The organism is Paraburkholderia sp. MM5482-R2 (assembly GCF_050436125.1).
GTDB classification, from domain to species: Bacteria; Pseudomonadota; Gammaproteobacteria; order Burkholderiales; family Burkholderiaceae; genus Paraburkholderia; species Paraburkholderia tuberum.
In genome coordinates this window covers 1,835,899-1,860,551 of the sequence record NZ_JBNDLP010000003.1, presented here as the reverse complement: position 1 = coordinate 1,860,551, position 24,653 = coordinate 1,835,899, and the positions used below count along the sequence as shown (strand labels likewise).

The window sequence follows — 24,653 nt, the reverse complement described above, 5'->3', positions numbered from 1 at the left end:
GACGCACATTCCGTCCGGGCGCATGAGTCGAGTCGAAGCGCTTCCGGCCATCGCAACACGCAAGACACAACGCACAAGGCACGCCATGAACGTCAGCGTCTTCGATCTGTTCAAGATCGGCATCGGTCCATCCAGCTCGCACACGGTCGGGCCGATGATCGCCGCATGCCGCTTCGCATCGCACATCGAGGACGCGAATCTGCTCGGCTTCGTGCGGCGCGTCAGAGCCGAGCTGTTCGGCTCGCTCGGCGCGACCGGCAAGGGTCACGGCACCGACAAGGCGGTGCTGCTCGGCCTCGAAGGCAATCTGCCCGACCGGCTCGATCCTGAGCTGATCGAGCCGCGGCTGCGCGCGATCCGCGAGACCCGCCAGCTCGTGCTGCTCGGCAAGCATCCGGTCGCGTTCGACGAGCGCGAACATGTCGGCTTCTTGCGCAAGCTGATGCCGGGCGCGCCGGGCTCGGGCGTCGTGCATCCGAACGGCATGCGCTTCCAGGCCTTCGACGAGAACGGTCAACTGCTCGTCGAAAAAGAGTACTTCTCGATCGGCGGCGGCTTCGTCGTCAATCGCGACGGCGATCGCGTGAACGGCCGGCGCGCCAACGCGGAGGTGCCGTATCCGTTTCGCACCGGCGACGATCTGATGCGCGTGTGCCGCGAAAGCGGCCTGTCCATCGCCGAAGTGACATTGCGCAACGAATGCGCGACCCGGCCCGAGCACGAAGTGCGCGAGGGCCTGCTGGCGATCTGGCGCACGATGGCCGCGTGTGTCGAGCGCGGTTGCAAGGCGCGCGGCGAGTTGCCCGGCCCGATGCACGTGAAGCGTCGCGCGGCCGAGCTGTGCGAGCGCTTGCGCGCACACTCGGAGGAATCGCTGCGCGACCCGCTGTCGATGCTCGACTGGGTCAACCTGTACGCGATGGCCGTCAACGAGGAGAACGCCGCGGGCGGCCGGGTCGTCACCGCGCCGACCAATGGCGCGGCCGGCGTGATCCCGGCAGTGCTGCACTACTACGTGAAATTCATGCATGCGGCGAACGACGCCGGCATCGTCGACTTCCTGCTGACCGCCGCGGCGATCGGCATCATCTACAAGGAAACGGCGTCGATCTCCGGCGCCGAGGTGGGCTGCCAGGGCGAAGTGGGCGTGGCCTGCTCGATGGCCGCCGCCGCGCTCGCGGCCGTGATGGGCGGCACGCCCACCCAGGTCGAGAACGCCGCCGAAATCGGCATGGAACACAACCTCGGCATGACGTGCGATCCGGTCGGCGGGCTGGTGCAGATTCCGTGCATCGAGCGCAACGCGATGGGCGCGATCAAGGCGATCAACGCGGCCCGCCTCGCGATGAAGGGCGACGGCCAGCACGTGGTGTCGCTCGACAGTGTGATCCGCACCATGCGCGAAACCGGCGCCGACATGAAGACGAAATACAAGGAGACGTCGCGCGGCGGACTGGCCGTGAACGTCATCGAGTGTTGAACCGCTACACCGCATCTGCAAAACCGCAAAGGAACGACGATGAGCCGCTATTCGATATTCAGCCTGCTACGCAACGGGATGTCGTATCACGAGAACTGGGAGCGGCAATGGCGCAGCCCCGAGCCTAAACGTGAATACGACGTCGTGATCGTCGGCGGCGGCGGGCACGGTCTCGCGACCGCGTACTACCTCGCGAAGGAGCATGGCGTGCGCAATGTCGCGGTGCTCGAGAAGGGCTGGATCGGCGGCGGCAACACCGCGCGCAATACGACGATCGTGCGGTCGAACTACCTGTGGGACGAATCCGCCGCGCTCTACGAGAAGGCGATGAAGCTGTGGGAAGGGCTCGCGCAGGATCTGAACTACAACGTGATGTTCAGCCAGCGCGGCGTGATGAATCTCGCGCATACGCTGCAGGACGTGCGCGACACCGAACGCCGCGTCAACGCGAACCGCCTGAACGGCGTCGACGCCGAATTTCTCACGCCCGCGCAGATCAAGGAACTCGAGCCGACCATCAATCTGAACAGCCGCTACCCGGTGCTCGGCGCATCGATCCAGCGGCGCGGCGGCGTGGCCCGGCACGATGCGGTGGCGTGGGGCTTCGCGCGCGGCGCCGATCAGGCCGGCGTCGATATCGTGCAGAACTGCCATGTCGTCGGCATTCGCCGCGACGGCAGCCAGGTGACGGGCGTCGACACGACGAAGGGTTTCATCAAGGCGAAGAAGGTCGCGGTGGTCGCGGCCGGCAACACCTCGACGCTCGCCGACATGGCCGGCGTGCGGCTGCCGCTCGAAAGCCATCCGTTGCAGGCGCTGGTGTCGGAGCCGATCAAGCCGGTCGTCAACACGGTCGTGATGTCGAATGCGGTCCACGCGTATATCAGCCAGTCCGACAAGGGCGATCTCGTGATCGGCGCGGGCGTCGATCAGTACACCGGGTTCGGGCAGCGCGGCAGCTTCCAGGTCATCGAGGGCACGCTCGAGGCGATCGTCGAGATGTTCCCCGTGTTTTCCCGCGTGCGGATGAACCGGCAGTGGGGCGGCATCGTCGACGTGTCGCCGGACGCGTGCCCGATCATCAGCAAGACCGATGTGAAGGGACTGTATTTCAACTGCGGCTGGGGGACGGGCGGCTTCAAGGCGACGCCCGGCTCGGGATGGGTCTATGCGCACACGATCGCGAACGACGAACCCCATCGGTTGAACGCGCCGTTTTCGCTGGACCGGTTCTATACCGGTCATCTGATCGATGAGCATGGCGCTGCCGCCGTGGCCCACTAGTCGACAAGGAGACACAGATGCTGCTGATCGAATGCCCCTGGTGCGGTCCCCGCGCCGAAACCGAATTCTCGTGCGGCGGCGAGGCGGACATCGCCCGCCCGCTCGACACGGACAAGCTCACCGACAAGGAATGGGGCGACTACCTTTTCATGCGCAAGAACCCGCGCGGCGTGCATCGCGAGCAATGGTTCCACACGCAGGGCTGCCGCCGCTGGTTCAAGGCGCAGCGCGACACCGTCAGCTATGCGTTCCAGGGCTATCAGACGTTCGAGCGTCCGTTGCTGGCGCTGGACAGTACCGATACACAGGCAGCAAACGCACAGGTAAAGGCACAAGAGGGCAAAGCACCATGAGCCAGAAAGACCGACTCCCGACCGGCGGGCGCATCAATCGCGCGATCGCGCTGAGCTTCACGTTCAACGGCGTCGAGTATCAGGGTTATCAAGGCGATACGCTCGCGTCCGCATTGCTCGCGAACGGCATGCATTTCGTCGCGCGCAGCTGGAAATATCATCGGCCGCGCGGCATCGTGACCGCGGGCGTCGAGGAGCCGAACGCGGTCGTGCAACTGGAGACCGGCGCCTTCACGGTGCCGAACGCGCGGGCCACCGAGGTCGAGTTGTACCAGGGGCTCGTCGCGAGCAGCGTGAACGCGAAACCGAGCATCGAGAAGGACCGCATGGCGATCAACCAGAAGATCGCGCGCTTCATTCCGGCGGGCTTCTACTACAAGACCTTCATGTGGCCGCGCAAACTCTGGCCGAAGTATGAGGAAGCGATTCGCGACGCGGCCGGCCTCGGCACCGCGCCGCGACAGCGCGACGCGGACCGCTACGACAAGTGCTTCGCGCATTGCGACGTGCTGGTGGTCGGCGGCGGCCCGACCGGGCTCGCGGCCGCGCACGCGGCGGCCTTGTCCGGCGCGCGCGTGACGCTCGTCGACGATCAGCCCGAGCTGGGCGGCTCGCTGCTGTCCTGCGGCGCGGAGATCGACGGCAAGCCCGCGCTGCGGTGGGTGCAGAAAATCGAGGACGAATTGCGGCAGGTGCCCGATGTGAAGATCCTGAGCCGCAGCACCGCGTTCGGCTATCAGGACCACAATCTCGTCACGGTCACGCAGCGTCTGACCGATCATCTGCCCGTGTCGCAGCGCAAGGGCACGCGCGAACTGCTGTGGAAGATCCGCGCGAAACGCGTGATTCTCGCGACCGGCGCGCATGAACGGCCGATCGTGTTCGGCAACAACGATCTGCCTGGCGTGATGCTCGCGTCGGCGGTGTCGAGCTATTTGCATCGGTATGCGGTACTGCCGGGTCGCAATGCGATCGTGTTCACGAACAACGACGACGGCTATCAATGCGCGCTCGACCTGAAGGCGGCCGGCGCGCAGGTGAGCGTCATCGATCCGCGCGCGGGCGAATCGAAGGGCACGCTGCCCGCGCTTGCGCGCCGCCATGGCATCAAGGTGCTGAACGGCACGGTCGTCACGGCGGCGCATGGCAAGCTGCGCGTCGCGTCGGTGTCGCTCGCCTCGTATGCGAAAGGGCAGATCACCGCTCAGCAGGGCCAACTGCCGTGCGATCTGCTCGCGATGTCGGGTGGCTGGAGCCCAGTGCTGCATCTGTTCGCGCAGTCGGGCGGCAAGGCCCATTGGCATGACGACAAGGCCTGCTTCGTGCCGGGCAAGGCGGTCCAGCCTGAGACCAGCGTCGGCGCCTGCGCGGGCGACTTCACGCTCGGCCAGGGCATCCGCTTCGCGCTCGACGCCGGCGTCGAAGCGGCGCGCGCGGCCGGGCACATCGTCGCGCGGCCAAAGCCGGTGCAGGTCGCCGAACTGAGCGAAACGAAGCTGGAACCGCTGTGGCTCGTCGGCGGACGCGAGTTGGCCACGCGCGGGCCCAAGCAGTTCGTCGATCTCCAGAACGACGTCGCGGCGGCCGACATCTTCCTCGCGGCGCGCGAAGGCTTCGAATCCGTCGAACACGTGAAGCGCTACACCGCGATGGGCTTCGGCACCGACCAGGGCAAGCTCGGCAACATCAACGGCATGGCGATTCTCGCCCAGGCGCTCGGTAAGACCATTCCCGAGACCGGCACGACGACGTTCCGGCCGAACTACACGCCGGTCACGTTCGGCACGTTCGCCGGCCGTGAATTGGGCGAATTGCTCGATCCGGTGCGCAAGACGGCGGTGCACGAATGGCACGTGGAACACGGCGCGGCGTTCGAGGACGTCGGCAACTGGAAGCGTCCGTGGTATTACCCGAAAGCGGGCGAGGATCTGCACGCGGCGGTTGCGCGCGAAGCGCTCGCGGTGCGCACGAGCGTCGGCATCCTCGATGCGTCGACGCTAGGCAAGATCGATATTCAGGGCCCCGATTCCGCGAAACTGTTGAACTGGGTGTACACGAATCCGTGGACCAAGCTCGAAGTCGGCAAGTGCCGCTACGGCCTGATGCTCGACGAAAACGGCATGATCTTCGACGACGGCGTCACCGTGCGCCTCGCCGAGCAGCACTACATGATGACGACCACCACCGGCGGCGCGGCGCGTGTGCTCACGTGGCTCGAACGCTGGCTGCAAACCGAATGGCCCGACCTGCGCGTGCGGCTCGCGTCGGTCACCGATCACTGGGCAACTTTTGCGGTAGTCGGCCCGATGAGCCGCAAGGTGCTGCAAAAGGTCTGCGACGACATCGACTTCGCGAACGCGGCGTTTCCGTTCATGACGTATCGTGAAGGCACCGTCGCGGGCGCGGCGGCGCGCGTGATGCGCATCAGCTTCTCGGGCGAACTCGCGTATGAGGTGAACGTGCCGGCCAACGTCGGACGCGCGGTGTGGGAAGCGTTGATGGCCGCGGGCGCGGAGTTCGACATCACGCCGTACGGCACCGAGACGATGCACGTGCTGCGCGCGGAGAAGGGCTATATCATCGTCGGCCAGGATACGGACGGCTCGATGACGCCGCACGACCTCGGCATGGGCGGGCTCGTCGCGAAGTCCAAGGACTTTCTCGGCAAGCGCTCGCTCGCCCGCTCGGACACCGCGAAGGCGGGACGCAAGCAACTGGTCGGGCTGCTCGCGGAGGATGCGTCGTTCGTGATACCCGAGGGCTCGCAGATCGTCGCCGGTCCGTTCCAGGGCGACACCGCGCCGATGCTCGGGCACGTCACGTCGAGCTATTACAGCCCGATTCTGCAACGCTCGATCGCGATGGCGGTCGTCAAGGGCGGTCTCGACAAGATCGGCACGACCGTCACGATTCCGCTCGCGAGCGGCAAACAGATCGCGGCGAAGATCGCGAGTCCGGTGTTCTACGACAGCGAAGGAGCACGTCAACATGTGGAATGAAACAGGCGGGACGGTGTCCATCGTGGACCGCACGCTCGGGCGGCAAAACGGCGCGTGGCAGGAGTCGCCGCTGGTCGGTGTGGATGGGCTGCTGAAACAGCATCAGGCCAACGCGACTGCCGCGTTCCGGCTTGGCGAGCGGCCATTTCTCGAACTCGTGAACGTGCGCGGCGATACGCGCGACGCGGCGTTCATTCGCGCGGTGGAACAGGTGATCGGCTGCAAGCCGCCGGAGAAGCCGAACACCGTCGCGCGCGGCAACGGCTACGACATGGTCTGGCTCGGCCCGGACGAATGGCTCGTGCGTTCGGAGGCCGCGCACGATGCGACGCGCACGGCGCCGTTGCAGGCGAAGCTCGGCGCGGCGTTCGCGGGCGTGTTCGCATCGGCGGTCGATGTGGGCAGCGGCTATACGGTGCTCGAAATCACCGGCACGCGCACGCGCGACGTGCTCGCGCGCGGCTGTCCGCTCGACCTGCATCCCAAACTTTTCGGCCTGGGGCAGTGCGCGCAGAGCCACTATTTCAAGGCGTCGATCACGTTGCTGCCCACGGGCACCGACAGTTTCGACATCGTCGTGCGTCGCAGTTTCGCGGATTACTTCGTCAGGATCATGCTCGACGCCGCCGAGCCGTTGATGTGCTGAGCGACGCGCGCTTCGCTTTGCCGATTTCGCCATGACGTCGGCACGCGCGGCCACCTCGCTTCTCACGGCACGCGCGTGCGATGAGCGCGATGCCGGCGCCGCGCTCGCGCTGCTCGATCAAAGTATCGCGCTGCGTCATCGGCGCATTGCGCTGATCCGCTATCTACTCGCGCGGGAGCTCGGTGCGCCGCTCGAAGCGCGGCATCATGCGTACGTCGAGAAAATCGCGGCCCGTCTGAGCGCGGATGCGCTCGCGCGGATCGCCGGCGCAGCGCGTGCGCGGCTGCGCCCGTAAGTCCACGCCGTATCAGGGCTTGCCGCCATCCAGCGCCGTCAGGATCTGATGCGCGGCGCTCACGCGCGCTTCATTCGGGAAATTGCGATTGGCGAGCATCACGATACCGATGCGTTTTTGCGGCACGAACGCGACATACGCGCCGAAGCCGTTCGTCGATCCGGTCTTGTTGATCCAGACGTTCTGCTGCGGCTGCAGCGGCGGTTTGATTGCGGTCGACGGCGTGCCGTTGAGGACCATCTCCGGCGAATTGCCGGCCAGCAAGGTCGGCAACGCGACCGGATACGGGTACTGCTCCCAGATCAGATCCTGGGTCAGCACGCCGGACTGGAAGTAGCCGGTATGCGTGTCCGTGATCGCGCGCTGCCACTGACTGTCGAGCGGAATCAGATTCATGTTTGCCTGCACGTAACGCAGCATGTCGGCGGCGGTCGACTTCACCCCGTACGCTTCGGCGGAAATCACGCCGCCCGTCAGACGGATCGGCGCACCGTCTTTCGCATAGCCCTGCGCGTAGTCCGGCATTTTCGCCGCGGGCACGTCGATATAGGTGCTCTTCATACCGAGCGCCGGAAACACGCGTTGCTGCATCAGCACGGTGAAGTCCTCGCCCATGCTCTTCGCGGTGATCAGGCCGAGCGTGCCGATGCCGGGATTGGAGTAGGTGCGGAACGTGCCGGGCGCGTGAGCGGGCTGCCAGTCGTGGAAGTACTGCAGCAATTGGGCGTTGTTGTGGATGTCGTCCGGTACCTGCAGCGGCAGGCCGCCAGGCGTGTGCGTGCCGAGGTTCAGCAGGCTGACTTTGCCGAACGGGCGGCCGCGCAGCGTCGGCAGATAGCGCTCCGTGCTATCCGACAACGACAGCCTGCCGTCGAGCTGCGCGTACGACGCAAGCGTCGCCGTGAAGGTCTTGCTGACCGAGCCGAGTTCGAACAGCGTATCGCGTGTGACCGGCTTGCCGGTTTGCGTCGACGCGACGCCGTAGTTGTACACGTAGGGCTTGCCGTCGTCGATCACGCCGACCGCCATCCCGGCGATATGGTACTTCGCCATCAGCGGCCTGATCGCGGCATCGATGGTCGGTTGGAGTTGCGCGGCGGTGGGCTCGGCCGCGTGGCCGACGGGTGAGATCGCGCAGAGCGTGAGCAGCGCGAACTTGGCGGTTGTTATCAGTTTGAGCGCTCGGGTCTTCATTGCAAACGGGTCCTCGGTCGGGGGAGTGTGAATCGGTGGATCGGCGATTCGGCTGAGGCAGCACTATCCGGCTTTTGAGAACCGCTGGCAAACGAGGATAAGTTAGGCGACGGTAAAGAAAAAGTTGTGGGCGGCAATCCGAGCGGCGCCGGCGTTGTCGGCTGAAGCCAAACGCGTGTCGGGTTCGACACAGGTGTCGCTCCGGGCGGCCGCTACGCTGGTGAAACGGTGCGCCGCGCGGCGTGCGGGGCGTGCCGCTCACGAACATGGAGACGAGACAATGAGCAGCAATCGCGGCGTCGTGTATCTGGGGCAGGGTATGGTCGAAGTGCAATCGATCGACTACCCGAAGATGGTCGATCCTCGCGGCCGTTCGATCGGCCACGGCGTGATCCTGAAAGTGGTCAGCACGAATATCTGCGGCTCCGATCAGCACATGGTGCGTGGCCGCACGACCGCCGAGGTCGGCCTCGTACTTGGGCACGAGATTACCGGCGAAGTGATCGAGGTCGGGCGCGATGTCGAGACGCTGAAGGTCGGCGATCTGGTGTCGGTGCCGTTCAACGTCGCCTGCGGGCGCTGCCCGACCTGCAAGGCGCAGCATACCGGCGTGTGCCTGAACGTAAACCCGTCGCGCGCGGGCGGCGCGTATGGCTACGTCGACATGGGCGGATGGATCGGCGGCCAGGCCGAATACGTGCTGGTGCCGTACGCGGACTTCAACCTGCTGAAATTTCCCGACCGCGCGCAGGCGATGTCGAAGATCCGTGACCTGACGTGCCTGTCCGACATTCTGCCGACCGGCTATCACGGCGCGGTGATGGCCGGCGTGCAGCCCGGTGCGAGCGTCTACATCGCGGGCGCGGGCCCGGTCGGCATGGCGGCGGCCGCGTCCGCGCGCCTCCTGGGTGCGGCCTGCACGATCGTCGGTGACATGAACGAGGCACGCCTTGCGCATGCGCGCAAGATGGGCTTCCAGACTATCAATCTGTCGAAGGACGTGACGCTCGGCGAACAGATCGAGCAGATTCTCGGCAAGCCCGAAGTGGATTGCGCGGTGGACTGCGTCGGCTTCGAAGCACACGGTCACGGCAGCAGCGCTTCACACGAGGAGGCCCCGGCCGCGGTGCTCAATTCGCCGATGGAAATTACCCGCGCGGCCGGCGCGATCGGCATTCCCGGACTCTACGTGACCGACGATCCGGGCTCGACCGATGCCGCCGCGCGCCAGGGCAGCCTCAGCTTGCGTTTCGGGCTCGGCTGGGCCAAATCGCACTCGTTCCACACCGGGCAGACGCCGGTCATGAAGTACAACCGCAATCTGATGCAGGCGATCCTGTGGGACCGTTTGCCGATCGCCGACATCGTCAACGTGACGGTGGTGTCGCTCGACGATGCGCCCGAGGGTTACCGGCAATTCGACGGCGGCGCGCCGAAGAAGTTTGTGATCGACCCGCACGGGTTGTTGAAGGCCGCTTGAGGTTCGTTGGCCGCTGGTATCAAGCGGCCATCACCGGCGCGTTCGATAGCGAAGGCACCTGCTTGCGACGCTCGCGCGTCGGCGCGGTGCCGAACGCATCGCGATAGCTCTTCGAGAAGTGGCAGGCCGACTGGAAGCCGCACGCCATCGTGATGTGCATGATCGACATGTCGGTCTGCAACAGCAGCTCGCGCGCGCGCCGCAGGCGCAGTGTCAGATAGTAGTGCGTCGGCGTCATGCCCAGATGCTCGCGGAACAGCCGTTGCAACTGCCGTTGCGACATGCCGGCGAGCCGCGCCAGTTCTTCGCGCGACAGCGGCTCCTCGATGTTGTTCTCCATCAGCGAGATCACTTCGAACAGCGATTTGTTGGCCGAGCCGAGCCGCGCGACGAGCGGCATCTTCTGCTGCGCGCTGGTGTCGCGCACGTGTTCGACGATGAACTGCTCGGCGATCTGCGTGACCCGAGCGGTGCCAACACGCGGCGCGATCAGGTTCAGCATCATGTCGAGCGGCGCGACGCCGCCGGTACAGGTCACGCGATCGCGATCGATCACGAACAGTTCTTTCAGAAAGCGCGTATCGGGAAACTCTTCCTTCAGCGCCGACATGTTTTCCCAATGAATCGCGCACGCATAACCAGCCAGCAGGCCGGCGCGCGCGAGCGCATAGGTGCCCGTGCAAAGACTGCCCAGCACGCAGCCCATGCGCGCGAAACGGCGCAGCGCGGACAGATGCTCGGCGGTGGTGGAGCGCTGCACGTCGATGCCGCCGACCACGAACACGATGTCGGGTTGCCCGACGCATTCGACCGACCCCGTATCGACGGATAACCCGTTGCTCGCCATGACCGGCCCGCCGGCGGGACTCACGATCGACCAGCGGTAAAGCGTCTGGCCCGTCAGATAGTTCGCCATGCGTAGCACTTCGATCGCGTTCGAGAAGGCGATCATCGTGAAGTTGGGGACCGGCATGAATGCGAAATGCGACAACGATGCCGTGCGATCGGTGGACATGGGAACGGTGATTCCTGATGTAAATGTCGCGTCGCCGTGGGGAGGGCGACTATCTGAATTCTGAGTATCAGGGCAACTACCGTGCCATCAGGCTAAACCCTTGGATACTGCGCACAAAGCCTGGAATAGCTAAGCAATCGACTGATGAAAGCATCCGCGCGGCACCGGAACAGCGCGGCGACGCTCTTGCAGCGCACCCGATCGGCGCAGGAATACTGCGTTGTAGTGCAGCGCTGAGCGCGCGGATTGCGCCGACTTGTCGAAAAAGGTTGCGCATGGCGGAAAAGGCAAAGAACGCGTCTGAATTCGTAAATAGACGCGCCGGGTGACCGTCAAGAATAGACCCAGGGCAAAGCGGTAGCGCGATCCCGCCGGCAACCCGTAGCGGCCTTCCCGTCAACGTTCTCACGGACCTTCCATGTCGAACCCGAATCCCTTCTTCGAAGACTCGCTAGCGGCGCGCGACGCGGCCGTGCGCGGCGCCATTCTGAAAGAGCTCGAGCGTCAGCAGTCGCAAGTCGAGCTGATCGCGTCGGAAAACATCGTGTCGCGCGCGGTGCTCGACGCGCAGGGCTCGGTGCTGACCAACAAGTACGCGGAAGGGTATCCGGGCAAGCGTTACTACGGCGGTTGCGAATACGTCGACGCGATCGAGACGCTCGCGCTCGATCGCATCAAGCAGCTCTTCAACGCGAAGTTCGCCAACGTGCAGCCCCATTCTGGCGCGCAGGCCAACGGCGCGGTGATGCTCGCGCTCACCAGGCCGGGCGACACGGTGCTCGGCATGTCGCTCGACGCGGGCGGGCATCTGACGCACGGCGCGAAACCCGCGATGTCGGGCAAGTGGTTCAACGCGGTGCAGTACGGCGTGCGGCGCGACACGATGCTGATCGACTACGAGCAGATCGAGGAACTGGCGCAACAGCACAAGCCGACGCTGCTGATCGCCGGCTTCTCCGCCTATCCGCGCGCGCTCGACTTCGCGCGGCTGCGCGCGATCGCCGATGGCGCCGGTGCGAAGCTGATGGTGGACATGGCGCATATCGCCGGCGTGATCGCGGCGGGCCGCCATGACAATCCGGTCCCGCATGCGCACGTGGTCACGTCGACCACCCACAAGACCTTGCGCGGTCCGCGCGGCGGATTCGTGCTGACCAACGACGAGGAGATCGCAAAGAAGATCAACTCTGCCGTGTTCCCCGGCTTGCAGGGCGGCCCGCTGATGCACGTGATCGCCGGCAAGGCGGTCGCATTCGGCGAGGCACTGCAGCCGGGCTTCAAAACCTATATCGACAGCGTGCTCGCGAACGCGCGGGCATTGGGCGAGGTGCTCACATCGGGCGGCGTCGATCTGGTGACGGGCGGCACCGACAACCATCTGCTGCTGGTCGATCTGCGGCCGAAGGGGCTCAAGGGCAATCAGGTCGAACAGGCGCTGGAGCGCGCGGGCATCACCTGCAACAAGAACGGCATTCCGTTCGATACGGAGAAGCCGACCATCACCTCCGGCATCCGCCTCGGCACACCGGCGGCCACGACACGTGGCTTCGGCGTCAGCGAGTTTCGCGAGGTCGGGCGTCTGATCGTCGAGGTGCTCGATGCGCTGCGCGTGTCGCCCGAAGGCGATGCCGCAACCGAACAACGCGTGCGCCGCGAGATTTTCGCGCTGTGCGAGCGCTTTCCCATTTACTGAGTACGCGTGGAGCAAACGGTGAGTCAACTGCACGAAAACAGCATCATCATCGACGGGCTGAACATTTCGAAGTTCGAGCGCTCGGTGTTCGAGGACATGCGCAAGGGCGGCGTGACCGCAGTGAACTGCACGGTGTCGGTCTGGGAGAGTTTTCAGAAGACCGTCGACAACATCGCCGAAATGAAGCAGCAAATCCGCCAATACAGCGAGATCCTCACGCTGGTGCGCACCACCGACGACATCTTCCGCGCCAAGAAAGAGAACAAGACCGGCATCATCTTCGGCTTCCAGAACGCGCATGCGTTCGAGGACAACCTCGGCTATATCGAAGCGTTCAAGGATCTCGGCGTCAACGTGGTGCAGCTTTGCTACAACACGCAGAACCTGGTCGGCACCGGCTGCTACGAACGCGACGGCGGTCTGTCCGGCTACGGGCGCGAAGTGATTCAGGAAATGAACCGCGTCGGCATCATGGTCGATCTGTCGCATGTGGGCGGCAAGACGTCGTCAGAGGCGATCGCGGCGTCGAAGAAACCGGTCTGCTATTCGCATTGCTGCCCGTCCGGGCTCAAGGAGCATCCGCGCAACAAGACCGACGAGCAGCTGAAGGAGATCGCGGACGCGGGCGGCTTCGTCGGCGTGACGATGTTCGCGCCGTTCCTGAAGCGCGGACCGGATGCGACCGTCGAGGACTATATCGAGGCGATCGAGTACGTGGTGAACCTGATCGGCGAGGACCAGGTGGGGATCGGCACGGATTTCACGCAGGGCTACAGCACCGAGTTTTTCGACTGGATCACGCACGACAAGGGCCGTTATCGCCAGTTGACGAACTTCGGCAAGGTCGTGAATCCCGAAGGCATTCGCACGATCGGCGAGTTTCCGAACCTGACCGCCGCGATGGAACGCGCCGGCTGGAGCGAGACGCGCATCCGCAAGATCATGGGCGAAAACTGGGTAAGGGTGTTCGGCGAAGTCTGGAAGGTGTGAGCTTTAGCCCTTGTTTTCATAGCGGATACGAAACGGAGTCTCCACATGCAACCCCAACTGCCTATCGACGTCGATCCGGACTCCGGCGTCTGGACCACCGACGCGCTGCCGATGCTGTACGTGCCGCGCCACTTCTTCACCAACAACCACGTCGCCGTCGAGGAAGCGCTCGGCCGCGATACGTACGCCGGGATTCTCTACAAGGCCGGTCACAAGTCCGCCTATTTCTGGTGCGAGAAGGAAGCGAAGCAACATGCTCTTGCCGGCATGGCGGTATTCGAGCATTACCTGAACCGTCTGTCGCAGCGCGGCTGGGGCATCTTCAGGATCATCGAAGCCGATCCGGCCAGCTCGCATGCGCGGATCGAATTGCGGCACTCGTCGTTCGTGCTCGCGCAACCGGGCAAGACCGGCAAGCTTTGCTACATGTTCGCCGGCTGGTTCGCGGGCGCGATGGACTGGGTCAACGATACCGCGCCCGACGGCGCGCGCAAGGGCCCGCCGTCGCAGTCGAAAGAAGCGCGCTGCGCGGCGGAGGGACACGAGCACTGCGTGTTCGAAGTCTCGCCGCTCGCGTCAATTTAATCCGGGCATTCCGAGGTCGATCGCGATGCGTTACCCGAACCTTTTCAAGCCGCTCACGTTGAACCAGCTGACGCTGCGCAATCGCATCGTCAGTACCGCGCACGCGGAGGTCTATGCGGAGCCGGGTGGTCTGCCCGGCGACCGTTATATCCGGTACTACGAGGAAAAGGCGAAGGGCGGAGTCGGACTCGCCGTGTGCGGCGGTTCGAGCCCGGTGTCGATCGACAGCCCGCAAGGCTGGTGGAAGTCGGTGAATCTCGCCACCGACCGGATCGTCGATCCGCTCGCGCGGCTCGCCGAAGCGATGCATGCGCATGGCGCGAAAATCATGATTCAGGCCACCCACATGGGACGCCGCTCGGCGTTTCACGGCGAGCACTGGCCGCATCTAATGTCGCCGTCGGGAGTGCGCGAGCCGGTGCATCGCGGCAACGCGAAGATCATCGAGGTCGAAGAGATCCGCCGCATCATCGGCGACTTCGCGGCGGCCGCGAAGCGCGTGAAGGATGCGGGCATGGACGGCATCGAGATCTCGGCGGCGCACCAGCATCTGATCGATCAGTTCTGGAGCCCGCGCACCAACTTCCGTACCGACGAATGGGGCGGCTCGCTCGAAAACCGCCTGCGTTTCGGCGTCGAAGTGTTGCAGGCGGTGCGCGAGGCGGTGGGAGCCGACTTCTGCGTCGGCCTGCGCATGTGTGGCGACGAATTCCATGAAGACGGGCTCGATCACGAGCAGCTGAAAGAGATTGCCCAGGCGATGAGCGAGACCGGTCTGATCGACTATCTCGGCGTGATCGGTTCCGGCGCGGACACCCACAATACGCTCGCCAACTGCATGCCGCCGATGGCGCTGCCGCCCGAGCCGTTCGTGCATCTCGCGGCCGGCATCAAGCAGGTCGTCAAGGTGCCGGTGATGCACGCGCAAAGCATTCGCGACGCCGGCCAGGCCGAGCGCTTGCTCGCGAGCGGCATGGTCGATCTGGTCGGCATGACGCGCGCCCAGATCGCCGATCCGCATATGGTCATCAAGATCCGCGATGGCCGCGAGGACGAAATCAGGCAGTGCGTCGGCGCGAACTACTGCATCGACCGTCAGTACAACGGGCTCGATGTGCTGTGCGTGCAGAACGCGGCGACCTCGCGCGAAGCGACGATGCCGCACGTGATCGCCAGCTCGCGCGGACCGAAGCGCAAGGTCGTGGTGGTCGGCGCGGGGCCGGCGGGGCTCGAAGCGGCGCGCGTCGCGAAGTCGCGCGGTCACGACGTGGTGCTGTTCGAAAAGAGCGATCACGTGGGCGGCCAGATCATGCTGGCGGCGAAAGCGCCGCAGCGCGAGCAGATGGCGGGCATCGTGCGCTGGTTCGACATGGAGACGAAGCGTCTCGGCGTGGACCGCCGCCTCGGTGTCGCCGCCGACGAGCGGACCATCATGGCCGAGAAGCCCGACATCGTCGTGCTCGCCACCGGCGGTTCGGCGTTCACGTCGCAGGTCGCGGCGTGGGGCGTCGACGCTGGGCTCGCGGTCAGTTCGTGGGACGTGCTGGCCGGCAAGGTCGAGCCGGGCAGAAACGTGCTCGTGTACGACGGCGTCAGCACGCATGCCGGCGCGGGCGTAGCCGATTTCATCGCGAGCCGCGGCGCCAACGTGGAGATCGTCACGCCCGACGTTAAGGTCGCCGACGACGTCGGCGGCACCACGTTCCCGATCTTCTATCGCCGTCTGTACGCGCAAGGGGTGATCCATACGCCCAATTACTGGCTCGACAGGGTGTACGAGGAGGACGGCAAGAAGATCGCCGTGATCCGCAACGAGTACACCGAGGAGCAGGAGGAGCGCGCGGTCGACCAGGTGGTGATCGAAAACGGCAGTACGCCGAACGACCGGCTTTACTGGAAGCTGAAGCCTGAATCGGTCAATCGCGGCCAGGTCGACGTGCACAAACTGTTCGCGTCCGAACCGCAACCGTGTCTCGACGAGCAGCTCGGCGACGGCCGCTTCCTGCTGTTCCGGGTCGGCGACTGCATCTCGATGCACAACATTCACGGCGCGATCTACGATGCGCTGCGCCTTTGCAAGGATTTCTGACGATGAGCCCCGTGTTTGTCATCACCGTCCTGCTGTGGGTGTCGGTGGCCGGTCTCGCGTTCGCGCTGGCGCGCCGCGCCGCCTACTGGCGCGAGGGCCGTGCGACGGTCGCGGGCGCCTATGGCTGGGCCAATCTGCTCGCGATCCCGAAGCGTTACTTCGTCGACCTGCATCATGTGGTCGCGCGCGATCCGTATATCGCCCGCACGCACGTTGCCACGGCGGGCGGAGCGATCCTCGCGATGGCGCTCGTGTTCGTCAACTACGGTCTCGCGATCTACTCGCCGTGGCTCGACAAACTGATCTTTCTCGCCGCGCTGGCGATGCTGATCGGCACGGTGTTCGTGTGGCGCCGCCGGCATGGCGCGAAGACGGTGCCGGCGCGACTCTCGCGCGGCCCGTGGGATCAGTTGCCGCTGCTGCTCGGCGCGTTCGCGCTCGGTCTCGTGCTGTTCATCGCGCTGCCCGCGACGGCGATGTCCGGCGCGCTCGCGGTGATCGTCGCGCTGCTGATCGCGGCGGGCGCGTTCACGATGACGTTCGGCGCGGCGCGTGGCGGTCCGATGAAACATGCGGTGGCCGGTCTGCTGCACCTCGCGTTTCATCCGCGTCAGGAGCGCTTTGCTGGTTTTGCCGCTGCTCGCGATGCCGTGCCGCCCACCGCGCTTAAAACCCCGCTGCTCGACGCGAAGGAATACGGCGTCGGCAAGCCGGTCGAATTCCGCTGGAACCAGTTGCTCAGCTTCGACGCCTGCGTGCAATGCGGCAAATGCGAAGCGGCGTGCCCCGCGTTCGCGGCCGGTCAGCCGCTCAATCCGAAGAAGCTGATTCAGGATCTGGTAACCGGCATGGTCGGCGGCACCGACGCGCAGTACGCAGGCAGCCCGACGCCCGGCATTCCTGTCGGCAAGCACGCGGGCGCGCCCGGCAAGCCGCTGATCTCGACGCTGATCGAAGCGGACACGCTGTGGTCCTGCACGACCTGCCGCGCCTGCGTGCAGGAGTGCCCGATGCTGATCGAGCACGTGGACGCCATCGTGGACATGCGCCGCAATCAGACGCTCGTCGAAGGCAGCGTGCCGGGCAAGGGGCCGGCGACGCTCGCGAATCTGCGCGAAACCGGCAGCCTCAACGGCTATGACATCGGCGCGCGCTACGACTGGGCCGTCGATCTGCAGGTGCAGGTCGCGCAGCCGGGCCGTCACGTGGACGTGCTGCTGATCGCCGGCGAAGGCGCGTTCGACATGCGCTATCAGCGCACGCTGCGCGCGCTCGTCAAGGTGCTGAACCGCGCGGGCGTCGATTACGCGGTGCTGGGCGGTGTCGAGACCGATACCGGCGACACCGCTCGGCGGCTCGGCGACGAAGCGACGTTCCAGCAACTGGCCCGTACGCTGATCGGGACGCTCGCGCAGTACTCGTTCGCGCGCATCGTTACCGCCGATCCGCATGTGTTGCATAGCCTGCGCAACGAGTATCGCGCGCTCGGCGGGTTCTATCAGGTCCAGCATCACACGGCGCTGATCGACGAACTGATCGCGAGCGGCAAGCTGTCGCCGCGCGCGGCCGCCACCGTCGCGGAGCGCAACGTCACATATCACGACCCGTGCTATCTGGGCCGCTACAACGGCGAGACGGAAGCGCCGCGCCGGGTGCTGAAGAGCATCGGCATCAAGGTGGTCGAGATGGAGCGTCACGGCCTGCGTGGACGCTGCTGCGGCGGTGGCGGCGGCGCACCGCTGACCGATATTCCCGGCAAACGGCGGATTCCCGACATCCGTATCGACGACGCGCGCGCGAGCGGCGCGGAGATCGTCGCGGTCGGCTGTCCGAATTGCACCGCGATGCTCGAAGGGGTGGTGGGGCCGCGACCGGAAGTGCTGGACGTCGCCGAACTGGTCGCCGCGGCGCTGGAATAACGCGATGATGAATACGCTCAAACGAATCGATCCGCGCCGGCCGTTCACGGTGACGGCAGAGGGACTCAGGCGCATCACGCTCGGCGTCGTTGGCATCGCGGACGCCGACAGTGCCACACGGTCCGATGCGCGTCATGCCGGGCATCGCGAACAGCCGAAGCCGCGCCGCACGACGGCCGCCCCGCGCCATGTGCTGCTGGTCGCGGCGCACGCGGACCGCGGCGCGCTCGATGAACATGCGCGCCAGACGCTCGCGGCCGCCGCGCTGATCGCGGACACGCACAGCGAAGTCGTGCTGCTGGTGTTCGGCGAATTCACCGGCGATGCCGCCGCGCTCGGCGCCGACAAGCTGATCGAATTGCCGATGTTCGATCGCCGCACGTACGCGCCGAACGATGAACTGAATGCGCTGGCGGCCTGCGTCGCAGCCTATGCGCCAGCCCATGTCTTGCTGCCCGACAACGCGACCGGCGACGGCGACCTCGGCCGACGCTATGCGGCGGCGGCCGATGCAAGCGTCGCGACGCACGTCGTCGAGATCGCTGCCGGGCACGTGTGCACCTATATTCGCGCGGATACGGCGCTCGCCAGCCGCGCGCTGCCCGAGGTCGTGCTGCTCGAGCCGAATGCGGTCGATCCGAAGCTGCCGTTCGTCGGCGCGGGCGAGCGGGTCGCCTGGCGCTTCGAGCGCGAAGCGGACAGCACGGTCGCGCAACGCGCGATACACGATCTCGGCATCGACGAAATCGACGCGGCGCAGGTCGCGCTGGAGGAGGCGGATTTCATCGTGTCGGCGGGCAACGGCGTCAGCGACGTGTTCGCGTTCGAGCGACTCGCGACGACCCTCGGCGCGGCGATCGGTGCCAGCCGGGTTGCCGTCGACGACGGCAAGTTCACGCGCGACAAGCAGATCGGCGCGACCGGCAAGACCGTCGAGGCGAGCGTGTATATCGCGTTCGGCATCTCGGGGGCGGTGCAGCATCTGCAAGGCATCAAGGATTGCCGCCATGTGATCGCGGTGAATCTCGACGCGAGCGCGCCGATCGCGAAGCGCGCGAATCTGACCGTGATCGCCGACGCGCAGGAAACCATCGCGGCGCTCGACGAGGCGGCGGCCGCGGCGCGCGGTGCCCGCGCCACCTCGGCCGCGCTGCTGCGGCCGGGCAAGCTTGCCGAAGGAGTGCTCGCATGAAGATCGCCGTGCTGGTTTCAGTCGGACGTCACCCGGTCAGCGGCGTCGCGCGCTACAGCCGCAACGATGCGGCGGCGTTGACGCTGGCGCTGTCGCTCGTCAGAACGCATGGCGCGACGCTCGACGTGCTGCACGCGGGCGATCCGTCGAACGCCGCGTTGAACGAGTATCTGGCGCTCGGCGCGCGTTCGGTCGAAGTGCTCGAGATGCCGCCCGACGCCGATCCTGCGCCGCAACTCGCCGGGCGTTTGCGTGGCTACCAGCTGGTGCTGACCGGCACGCGCGCCGAAGGCGGTTTCGATAGCGGCATGCTGCCGTATCGCGTCGCGCATGCGCTGGCGGTGCCGCTCGTCGGCGCCGCCGTCGATGTGGCGCTGCGCGACGGTCGAGCGCAGGTCCGGCAGTTCATGCCGAAGGGCCTGCGACGGCGCGTCGAAGTGCGGCTGCCGGCATTGGTTGCCGTGCATCCGCTCGCGAACGTCGCGACGTCGTACGCATATGCACGGATGCGCGAAGGCACGATCGAGCGCGCCGTCGCGCCGCTCGCCGACGCGCGGCACGGCACCACTCCCGAACAGTCCGCATGGACGATCGGCCCCGCCACAGCGAAACCGGTGCGCCTCGCCGCCGCCGAAAAGCGCTCAGGCCACGCGCGCATGCTGTCGGCGACGACGACCGAGAGCCGCGGCGGCAGCGTCGTAATTGAAGGGAGTTCCGTCGAAAAAGCACAAGTGATACTCGCGTATTTGCGCGAGCATCAACTGGTGGATTACTGAATTCCGGCTCGGGCCAGCATGCGACCAGGAGGGCCTGGCGCGGCGCCAGACGTGACACGCAACGGAGCAAACAATGAAAGTTTCCGCAGACGTTCGCGCAATGATCGAACGCCGCAAGCAGAATTACACGCTGGAAGCGCCGTTCTATACCAGCGAGCCCATCTTCGCGCTCGACATCGACGCGATTTTCCGTCGGCACTGGATTCAGGTCGCGGTCGAGCCCGACGTGCCCGAGCCGGGCGACTATGTGACGGTCGAGATCGGCGACGATTCGATCCTGATCGTGCGCGACGACGACATGCGGGTGCGTGCGTTTCATAACGTATGCCGCCACCGCGGCGCGCGTCTGTGCAATACCGGCAAGGGCTCGCTTGGCAATATCGTCTGTCCGTATCACAGCTGGACGTATAGCCTCAATGGCGACCTGATGTTCGCCGAGCACATGGGCGAGCAGTTCGAGCGCTGCAAACATAGTCTGAAAGCGGTGCATGTCGAAAATCTCGCCGGACTGATTTTCATCTGCCTCGCCGAGCAGCCGCCCGCCGATTTCGCCGTGATGCGCGCCGCGATGGAACCGTATCTGTTGCCGCACGATCTGGCCGGCTGCAAGATCGCCGCGTCGATCGACATCATCGAGGAGGGCAACTGGAAGCTGACGATGGAAAACAATCGCGAGTGCTATCACTGCGTCGCGAACCATCCGGAGCTGACCATCTCGCTGTACGAATACGGTTTCGGTTATCAGCGCACGCCGGCGAACGAGGAGGGCATGGCCGCGTTCGAGACGACGGTCGCGCGCCGCACCGCGCAGTGGGAGGCGATGCAGTTGCCGTCGGCGGAAATCGAGCGGCTCGCCGACCTGGTCACCGGGTTTCGTACGCAACGTCTGCCGCTCGATCGCGACGGCGAATCGCAGACGCTCGACGCGAAGGTCGCCTCGAAGAAGCTGCTCGGCGGTTTCAGGCATGCGGATCTCGGCGGCCTGTCGTTCTGGACCCAGCCGAATTCGTGGCATCACTTCATGAGCGACCACATCGTCAGTTTCTCGGCGATTCCGCTGTCGGCCGGCAAGACGCTGGTGCGCACCAAATGGCTCGTGCACAAGGACGCGCGCGAAGGCATCGATTACGACGTCGACAATCTGACCGCCGTATGGCGCGCGACCAACGACCAGGATCGCGCGCTCGTCGAATATTCGCAGCGCGGCGCGACGAGCAGCGCGTATGAGCCCGGTCCTTATTCGCCGTTCACCGAAGGACTCGTCGAAAAGTTCTGCGAGTGGTATATCGGCCGTCTCGCGGATTACGACGCGAACCCACGGGCGGTGCACGACGAGAAAGTCGTGTCGTTCGTGCGCTGAGCGCAAGACCGCAATGAGGAGCGGGGGGACAACCATGATGCGCGATCAGGCCATGTTTCAACCGGACATCGAGCAGACTTCACAGAATCCAGCGGACGCGCCGAGCCGCGTCACGCAGCCGCGCTTCTGGGACGCGCTGCCGGCGCGCTGGAACAGCGACGCCGACGACACGCTGGAGTGCTGCCAGGTCCGCAGCGAAACGCACGACGTGAAGAGTTTCTTCTTCCGCGCGCCATCCGGTCGGGCGTTCGTGTTCGAGCCGGGGCAATTCATCACGCTGGAGTTGGAGATTGACGGCGAGCGCGTCAATCGCTGCTATACGATCTCGTCTGCGCCCACCCGGCCGCATACGATTTCGATCACCGTCAAGCGCGTGCCGGGCGGCCCGGTGTCCAACTGGCTGCACGACCATCTGCATGCGGGTATGCAGGTACGCGTGCTGGGCCCAGCCGGCGAATTCACCTGCGCGCGGCATCCGGCGCGCAAGTTGCTGTTTTTGTCGGCGGGCTCGGGCATCACGCCGCTGATGTCGATGAGCCGCGCGCATCATGAACTCGGCGAGGACAGCGATATCGTCTTCGTGCACAGCGCGCGTACGCCGGACGACATCATCTTCGCGCGCGAGCTCGATCTGATCGCCGCCAATCAGGCGCATTTCCGCACCGCGTTCGTCTGCGAACGCGTGGGCACGCGCACCAATTGGCCCGGCATCACCGGCTTTCTGACGCTGCCGCTGCTGAAACTGATTGCGCCGGATTTTCTGGAGCGCGAGATTTTCACGTGCGGCCCCGCGCCGTATATGCAGGCGGTGCGCAATCTGCTCGATGAAGGCGGCTTCGATCGCCAGCACTATCACGAGGAAAGCTTCTCGTTCGAGACCGTCAGCGAAGTGGCCGCGCAATTGGCCGAAGCGCCTGTCGCGCACACGCTGAGCGATGCGTGCGCGCCGGCCGAAACCGCCACGCGTTTCAAGGTGAGCTTTACGCGCAGTCATCGCGAGATCGAGTGCGGCGGCGGCCAGCATGTGCTCGATGCGGCGAAGCAGGCGGGCGTGCGGCTGCCGGCGTCGTGCACGCAAGGCATGTGCGGCACCTGCAAGGTGAAGCTCGTGTCCGGCGAAGTGGCGATGAAGCACGCGGGCGGTATCCGTCAGCGCGAGATCGATCAGGGCATGGTGCTGCTGTGCTGTAGCAAGCCGCTGACCGATCTCGTCGTCGACAAGTAATACGACTGATAACACCGCAAGAACACGGCAAACACTGGGCGGATTTGCGTGGATGTCGCATGCGGACAACTGCATGTCGAAAAACAACGCTACCCGGCAATTCTGGTTGGCGATTCTAAATACGCGATGTGCGGTTCGATGGCAAACGCGTCAATGGGCAAATGGATCAACGGGAGAACGTCGATGAGACTGATCGGAAAGGTAGTGGTGGCAAGCGCGTTGGGGGTGATGCTGGCGGCGGTCAGTGCGGGCGTGTCGGCCGATTCGAAACCGACCATCAAGATCGGTTACGTGGAGGGCTGGGACGATAGCGTGGCGACCTCGAACGTGGCTGCCGAGGTGATCGAAAAACGCCTCGGCTATCAGGTGCAACTGGTGCCGGTGGCGGCCGGCGTGATGTGGCAGGGCGTGGCGCGCGGCGATCTCGACGCGACGCTGTCCGCGTGGCTGCCGGTCACGCACGGCGCCTACTGGAACAACTTCAAGGACAAGGTGGTCGACCTCGGGCCGAACTTCAACGACGCGAAGATCGGTCTGATCGTGCCGGACAACGCGGACGTGAAGAGCGTCGGCGATCTGCAGGCGAAGAAGGCGGAGTTCGGCGCGCGCATCGTCGGCATCGACGCCGGCGCGGGTGTGATGCAGAAAACTAGCGAGGCGATCAAGGCCTATGGGCTCGACTATCAGCTGATGCCGAGTTCCGGAAGCGCGATGACCGCCGAACTGGCGCGCTCGGAGGCGGCCAGCAAGCCGATCATCGTGACCGGATGGAAGCCGCACTGGATGTTCGCCAAGTACAAGCTGAAATTCCTCGACGATCCGAAGAAGGTATTCGGTGAAGCCGAGCACGTGGATAGCGTGGTGAATCCCGAGCTCGAGAAAAAAGCGCCGACAGTGGTCGCGTTCCTGAAGAAGTTCCAATGGAAGCCGGGCGAGATCGACACGGTGATGCTGGCCACGCAGAATGGCGAAAAGCCGGCTGCAGCGGCCGACGCGTGGGTCAGCGCGCATGCGGACCGGGTGGATAGCTGGGTGAAGTAACTCGGCCACGCGTCGGCGCAGCACACGAAAACGCCGCTTTTCAGCGGCGTTTTTCTGTTTACCGCAGCACGACGGTGCGCTCGCCATTGATGAACACACGCCGCTCGACGAACGCCTTGACCGCGCGCGCGAGCGTAATGCATTCGACGTCGCGTCCGGTCGTCAGCAGCCGTTCGGGGCTGTACGAGTGATCGACCGGTTCGACTCCCTGCTCGATGATCGGACCTTCGTCGAGATCGTCGGTCACGAAATGCGCGGTGGCGCCGATCACCTTGACGCCGCGCGCATGGGCCTGATGATACGGTCTCGCTCCCTTGAAACCGGGTAGGAACGAATGGTGGATATTGATCGCGCGCCCGGCGAGCGCCCGGCTCGTTTCGGCGGACAGGATCTGCATGTAGCGCGCGAGAATCAGCAGTTCCGCGCCGGACGTATCGAACAGCTCGAGCAGGCCGGCTTCCTGTTGTGGCTTCGTGTCGGCTGTAATCGGCAGATGATGGAACGGCAGGCCGTGCGCTCGCGCGAGCGGTTCGAGATCGCGATGATTGGAGCCGATGCCGACGATGTCCATCTTCAGTTCGCCCATGCGCCAGCGAAACAGCAGGTCGGCGAGACAGTGTTCGAGCCTGGAAACCATGATCAGGACTTTCGGCCGGCTCGACAGATCGTGGATCGCCCACGTCATCCGGAAGCGTTCGGCGATCGGCGCGAATTCCTGCTTCAGCGTGGCGATCTGCAGCGCATCGTCGCGATCGACGTGGTGAAACACGCAGCGCACGAAAAAGCGCTCGCTCAGTTCGTCGTCGAATACGGTGAGTTCGTCGACATAGCAACGATGCCGTTCGAGAAAGCCAGCGGCGGCGGCAACCTGGCCCGCCGCGCTCGGACACGCGACGGTGAGAACCCCTTGAGCAGAACGGGAAATGGCGGACATCAGCTCTCCACATTGACGATCAGGCGAGGCCGCGGGGTGCGGCGCGCATCGTCGCAGTAGAGCAAATCGGGCGATAACGCGGATAGAAGCTAACCGCCGTTGC

General features: G+C 65.1%; 20 protein-coding genes. 17 read left to right on the top strand and 3 right to left on the bottom strand.

Annotated elements, in window-relative coordinates:
* Positions 1-85: 85 nt before the first annotated feature.
* From OKW37_RS30640 to OKW37_RS30615, 6 genes are read left to right on the top strand one after another with little or no spacing between them, the layout of a single operon-like run.
* A complete protein-coding gene (locus OKW37_RS30640; RefSeq protein WP_429403150.1) occupies positions 86-1,480 on the top strand; it encodes an L-serine ammonia-lyase in 1,395 nt (464 codons plus the stop codon).
* 39 nt (positions 1,481-1,519) lie between these two features.
* Positions 1,520-2,764 (top strand): sarcosine oxidase subunit beta family protein, encoded by a 1,245-nt coding sequence (locus OKW37_RS30635; protein ID WP_429403149.1) that lies wholly within the window; start codon positions 1,520-1,522, stop codon positions 2,762-2,764.
* A 17-nt stretch (positions 2,765-2,781) separates the two neighbouring features.
* Positions 2,782-3,117, top strand: coding sequence for a sarcosine oxidase subunit delta (locus tag OKW37_RS30630; protein WP_429403148.1), 336 nt, complete (start codon positions 2,782-2,784; stop codon positions 3,115-3,117).
* A complete protein-coding gene (locus OKW37_RS30625; RefSeq protein WP_429403147.1) occupies positions 3,114-6,116 on the top strand; it encodes a sarcosine oxidase subunit alpha family protein in 3,003 nt (1,000 codons plus the stop codon). The genes OKW37_RS30630 and OKW37_RS30625 overlap by 4 nt, the downstream gene beginning before the upstream one ends.
* Positions 6,106-6,762 (top strand): sarcosine oxidase subunit gamma, encoded by a 657-nt coding sequence (locus OKW37_RS30620; protein ID WP_429403146.1) that lies wholly within the window; start codon positions 6,106-6,108, stop codon positions 6,760-6,762. The genes OKW37_RS30625 and OKW37_RS30620 overlap by 11 nt, the downstream gene beginning before the upstream one ends.
* A 31-nt stretch (positions 6,763-6,793) precedes the next feature.
* Positions 6,794-7,057 carry a hypothetical protein gene (locus OKW37_RS30615; protein ID WP_018425089.1) on the top strand — a complete coding sequence of 88 codons (264 nt, stop codon included), beginning with the start codon at positions 6,794-6,796 and terminating at the stop codon, positions 7,055-7,057.
* Between the two features lie 12 nt (positions 7,058-7,069).
* Here OKW37_RS30615 and ampC read toward each other — a convergent pair whose 3' ends face one another.
* On the bottom strand, positions 7,070-8,251 hold the full coding sequence (gene ampC / locus OKW37_RS30610) for a class C beta-lactamase (protein ID WP_429403145.1): 1,182 nt from the start codon (positions 8,249-8,251) through the stop codon (positions 7,070-7,072).
* Between the two features lie 280 nt (positions 8,252-8,531).
* Here ampC and fdhA point away from each other — a divergent pair, with 280 nt between their 5' ends.
* On the top strand, positions 8,532-9,731 hold the full coding sequence (fdhA, locus tag OKW37_RS30605) for a formaldehyde dehydrogenase, glutathione-independent (RefSeq protein ID WP_429403144.1): 1,200 nt from the start codon (positions 8,532-8,534) through the stop codon (positions 9,729-9,731).
* Between the two features lie 19 nt (positions 9,732-9,750).
* Here fdhA and OKW37_RS30600 read toward each other — a convergent pair whose 3' ends face one another.
* The gene (locus tag OKW37_RS30600) at positions 9,751-10,746 is read right to left on the bottom strand and encodes a GlxA family transcriptional regulator (RefSeq protein WP_184060219.1); all 996 of its coding nucleotides are present in this window, start codon (positions 10,744-10,746) and stop codon (positions 9,751-9,753) included.
* A 418-nt stretch (positions 10,747-11,164) separates the two neighbouring features.
* Here OKW37_RS30600 and OKW37_RS30595 point away from each other — a divergent pair, with 418 nt between their 5' ends.
* The 10 genes from OKW37_RS30595 (at position 11,165) to OKW37_RS30550 (ending at position 23,616) form a co-directional block, all read left to right on the top strand.
* Entirely contained in the window at positions 11,165-12,439 is a 1,275-nt protein-coding gene (locus OKW37_RS30595) for a serine hydroxymethyltransferase (RefSeq protein ID WP_429403143.1), read from the top strand.
* 18 nt (positions 12,440-12,457) lie between these two features.
* Positions 12,458-13,429, top strand: coding sequence for a dipeptidase (locus OKW37_RS30590; protein WP_008922398.1), 972 nt, complete (start codon positions 12,458-12,460; stop codon positions 13,427-13,429).
* 45 nt (positions 13,430-13,474) lie between these two features.
* Positions 13,475-14,014 (top strand): DUF5943 domain-containing protein, encoded by a 540-nt coding sequence (locus tag OKW37_RS30585; RefSeq protein WP_429403142.1) that lies wholly within the window; start codon positions 13,475-13,477, stop codon positions 14,012-14,014.
* 25 nt (positions 14,015-14,039) lie between these two features.
* On the top strand, positions 14,040-16,103 hold the full coding sequence (locus OKW37_RS30580) for an FAD-dependent oxidoreductase (protein WP_429403141.1): 2,064 nt from the start codon (positions 14,040-14,042) through the stop codon (positions 16,101-16,103).
* Between the two features lie 2 nt (positions 16,104-16,105).
* On the top strand, positions 16,106-18,022 hold the full coding sequence (locus OKW37_RS30575; protein WP_429403140.1) for a (Fe-S)-binding protein: 1,917 nt from the start codon (positions 16,106-16,108) through the stop codon (positions 18,020-18,022).
* A gap of 7 nt (positions 18,023-18,029) precedes the next feature.
* Positions 18,030-19,214 (top strand): electron transfer flavoprotein subunit alpha/FixB family protein, encoded by a 1,185-nt coding sequence (locus OKW37_RS30570; RefSeq protein ID WP_429404327.1) that lies wholly within the window; start codon positions 18,030-18,032, stop codon positions 19,212-19,214.
* Positions 19,211-19,990, top strand: a complete 780-nt coding sequence (locus OKW37_RS30565; protein WP_429403139.1) for an electron transfer flavoprotein subunit beta/FixA family protein — start codon at positions 19,211-19,213, stop codon at positions 19,988-19,990. The genes OKW37_RS30570 and OKW37_RS30565 overlap by 4 nt, the downstream gene beginning before the upstream one ends.
* Positions 19,991-20,063: 73 nt before the next feature.
* Positions 20,064-21,350: an aromatic ring-hydroxylating oxygenase subunit alpha gene (locus tag OKW37_RS30560; protein WP_429403138.1), complete on the top strand. Its 1,287-nt coding sequence runs from the start codon at positions 20,064-20,066 to the stop codon at positions 21,348-21,350.
* 34 nt (positions 21,351-21,384) lie between these two features.
* A complete protein-coding gene (locus OKW37_RS30555; protein WP_429403137.1) occupies positions 21,385-22,575 on the top strand; it encodes a 2Fe-2S iron-sulfur cluster-binding protein in 1,191 nt (396 codons plus the stop codon).
* 183 nt (positions 22,576-22,758) lie between these two features.
* Positions 22,759-23,616, top strand: coding sequence for a glycine betaine ABC transporter substrate-binding protein (locus OKW37_RS30550; protein ID WP_090810004.1), 858 nt, complete (start codon positions 22,759-22,761; stop codon positions 23,614-23,616).
* Positions 23,617-23,674: 58 nt separating this feature from the next.
* On the opposite strand, the gene purU is transcribed toward OKW37_RS30550, so the two are convergent.
* Positions 23,675-24,550 carry a formyltetrahydrofolate deformylase gene (gene purU / locus OKW37_RS30545; protein ID WP_429403136.1) on the bottom strand — a complete coding sequence of 292 codons (876 nt, stop codon included), beginning with the start codon at positions 24,548-24,550 and terminating at the stop codon, positions 23,675-23,677.
* Positions 24,551-24,653 lie beyond the last annotated feature (103 nt).

Coding starts and splice junctions, on each gene's coding strand:
- OKW37_RS30640 (WP_429403150.1), top strand. CDS start 86: ATGAACGTCAGCGTCTTCGATCTGTTCAAGATCGGCATCGGTCCATCC.
- OKW37_RS30635 (WP_429403149.1), top strand. CDS start 1,520: ATGAGCCGCTATTCGATATTCAGCCTGCTACGCAACGGGATGTCGTAT.
- OKW37_RS30630 (WP_429403148.1), top strand. CDS start 2,782: ATGCTGCTGATCGAATGCCCCTGGTGCGGTCCCCGCGCCGAAACCGAA.
- OKW37_RS30625 (WP_429403147.1), top strand. CDS start 3,114: ATGAGCCAGAAAGACCGACTCCCGACCGGCGGGCGCATCAATCGCGCG.
- OKW37_RS30620 (WP_429403146.1), top strand. CDS start 6,106: ATGTGGAATGAAACAGGCGGGACGGTGTCCATCGTGGACCGCACGCTC.
- OKW37_RS30615 (WP_018425089.1), top strand. CDS start 6,794: ATGACGTCGGCACGCGCGGCCACCTCGCTTCTCACGGCACGCGCGTGC.
- ampC (WP_429403145.1), bottom strand. CDS start 8,251: ATGAAGACCCGAGCGCTCAAACTGATAACAACCGCCAAGTTCGCGCTG.
- fdhA (WP_429403144.1), top strand. CDS start 8,532: ATGAGCAGCAATCGCGGCGTCGTGTATCTGGGGCAGGGTATGGTCGAA.
- OKW37_RS30600 (WP_184060219.1), bottom strand. CDS start 10,746: ATGTCCACCGATCGCACGGCATCGTTGTCGCATTTCGCATTCATGCCG.
- OKW37_RS30595 (WP_429403143.1), top strand. CDS start 11,165: ATGTCGAACCCGAATCCCTTCTTCGAAGACTCGCTAGCGGCGCGCGAC.
- OKW37_RS30585 (WP_429403142.1), top strand. CDS start 13,475: ATGCAACCCCAACTGCCTATCGACGTCGATCCGGACTCCGGCGTCTGG.
- OKW37_RS30580 (WP_429403141.1), top strand. CDS start 14,040: ATGCGTTACCCGAACCTTTTCAAGCCGCTCACGTTGAACCAGCTGACG.
- OKW37_RS30575 (WP_429403140.1), top strand. CDS start 16,106: ATGAGCCCCGTGTTTGTCATCACCGTCCTGCTGTGGGTGTCGGTGGCC.
- OKW37_RS30570 (WP_429404327.1), top strand. CDS start 18,030: ATGAATACGCTCAAACGAATCGATCCGCGCCGGCCGTTCACGGTGACG.
- OKW37_RS30565 (WP_429403139.1), top strand. CDS start 19,211: ATGAAGATCGCCGTGCTGGTTTCAGTCGGACGTCACCCGGTCAGCGGC.
- OKW37_RS30560 (WP_429403138.1), top strand. CDS start 20,064: ATGAAAGTTTCCGCAGACGTTCGCGCAATGATCGAACGCCGCAAGCAG.
- OKW37_RS30555 (WP_429403137.1), top strand. CDS start 21,385: ATGATGCGCGATCAGGCCATGTTTCAACCGGACATCGAGCAGACTTCA.
- OKW37_RS30550 (WP_090810004.1), top strand. CDS start 22,759: ATGAGACTGATCGGAAAGGTAGTGGTGGCAAGCGCGTTGGGGGTGATG.
- purU (WP_429403136.1), bottom strand. CDS start 24,550: ATGTCCGCCATTTCCCGTTCTGCTCAAGGGGTTCTCACCGTCGCGTGT.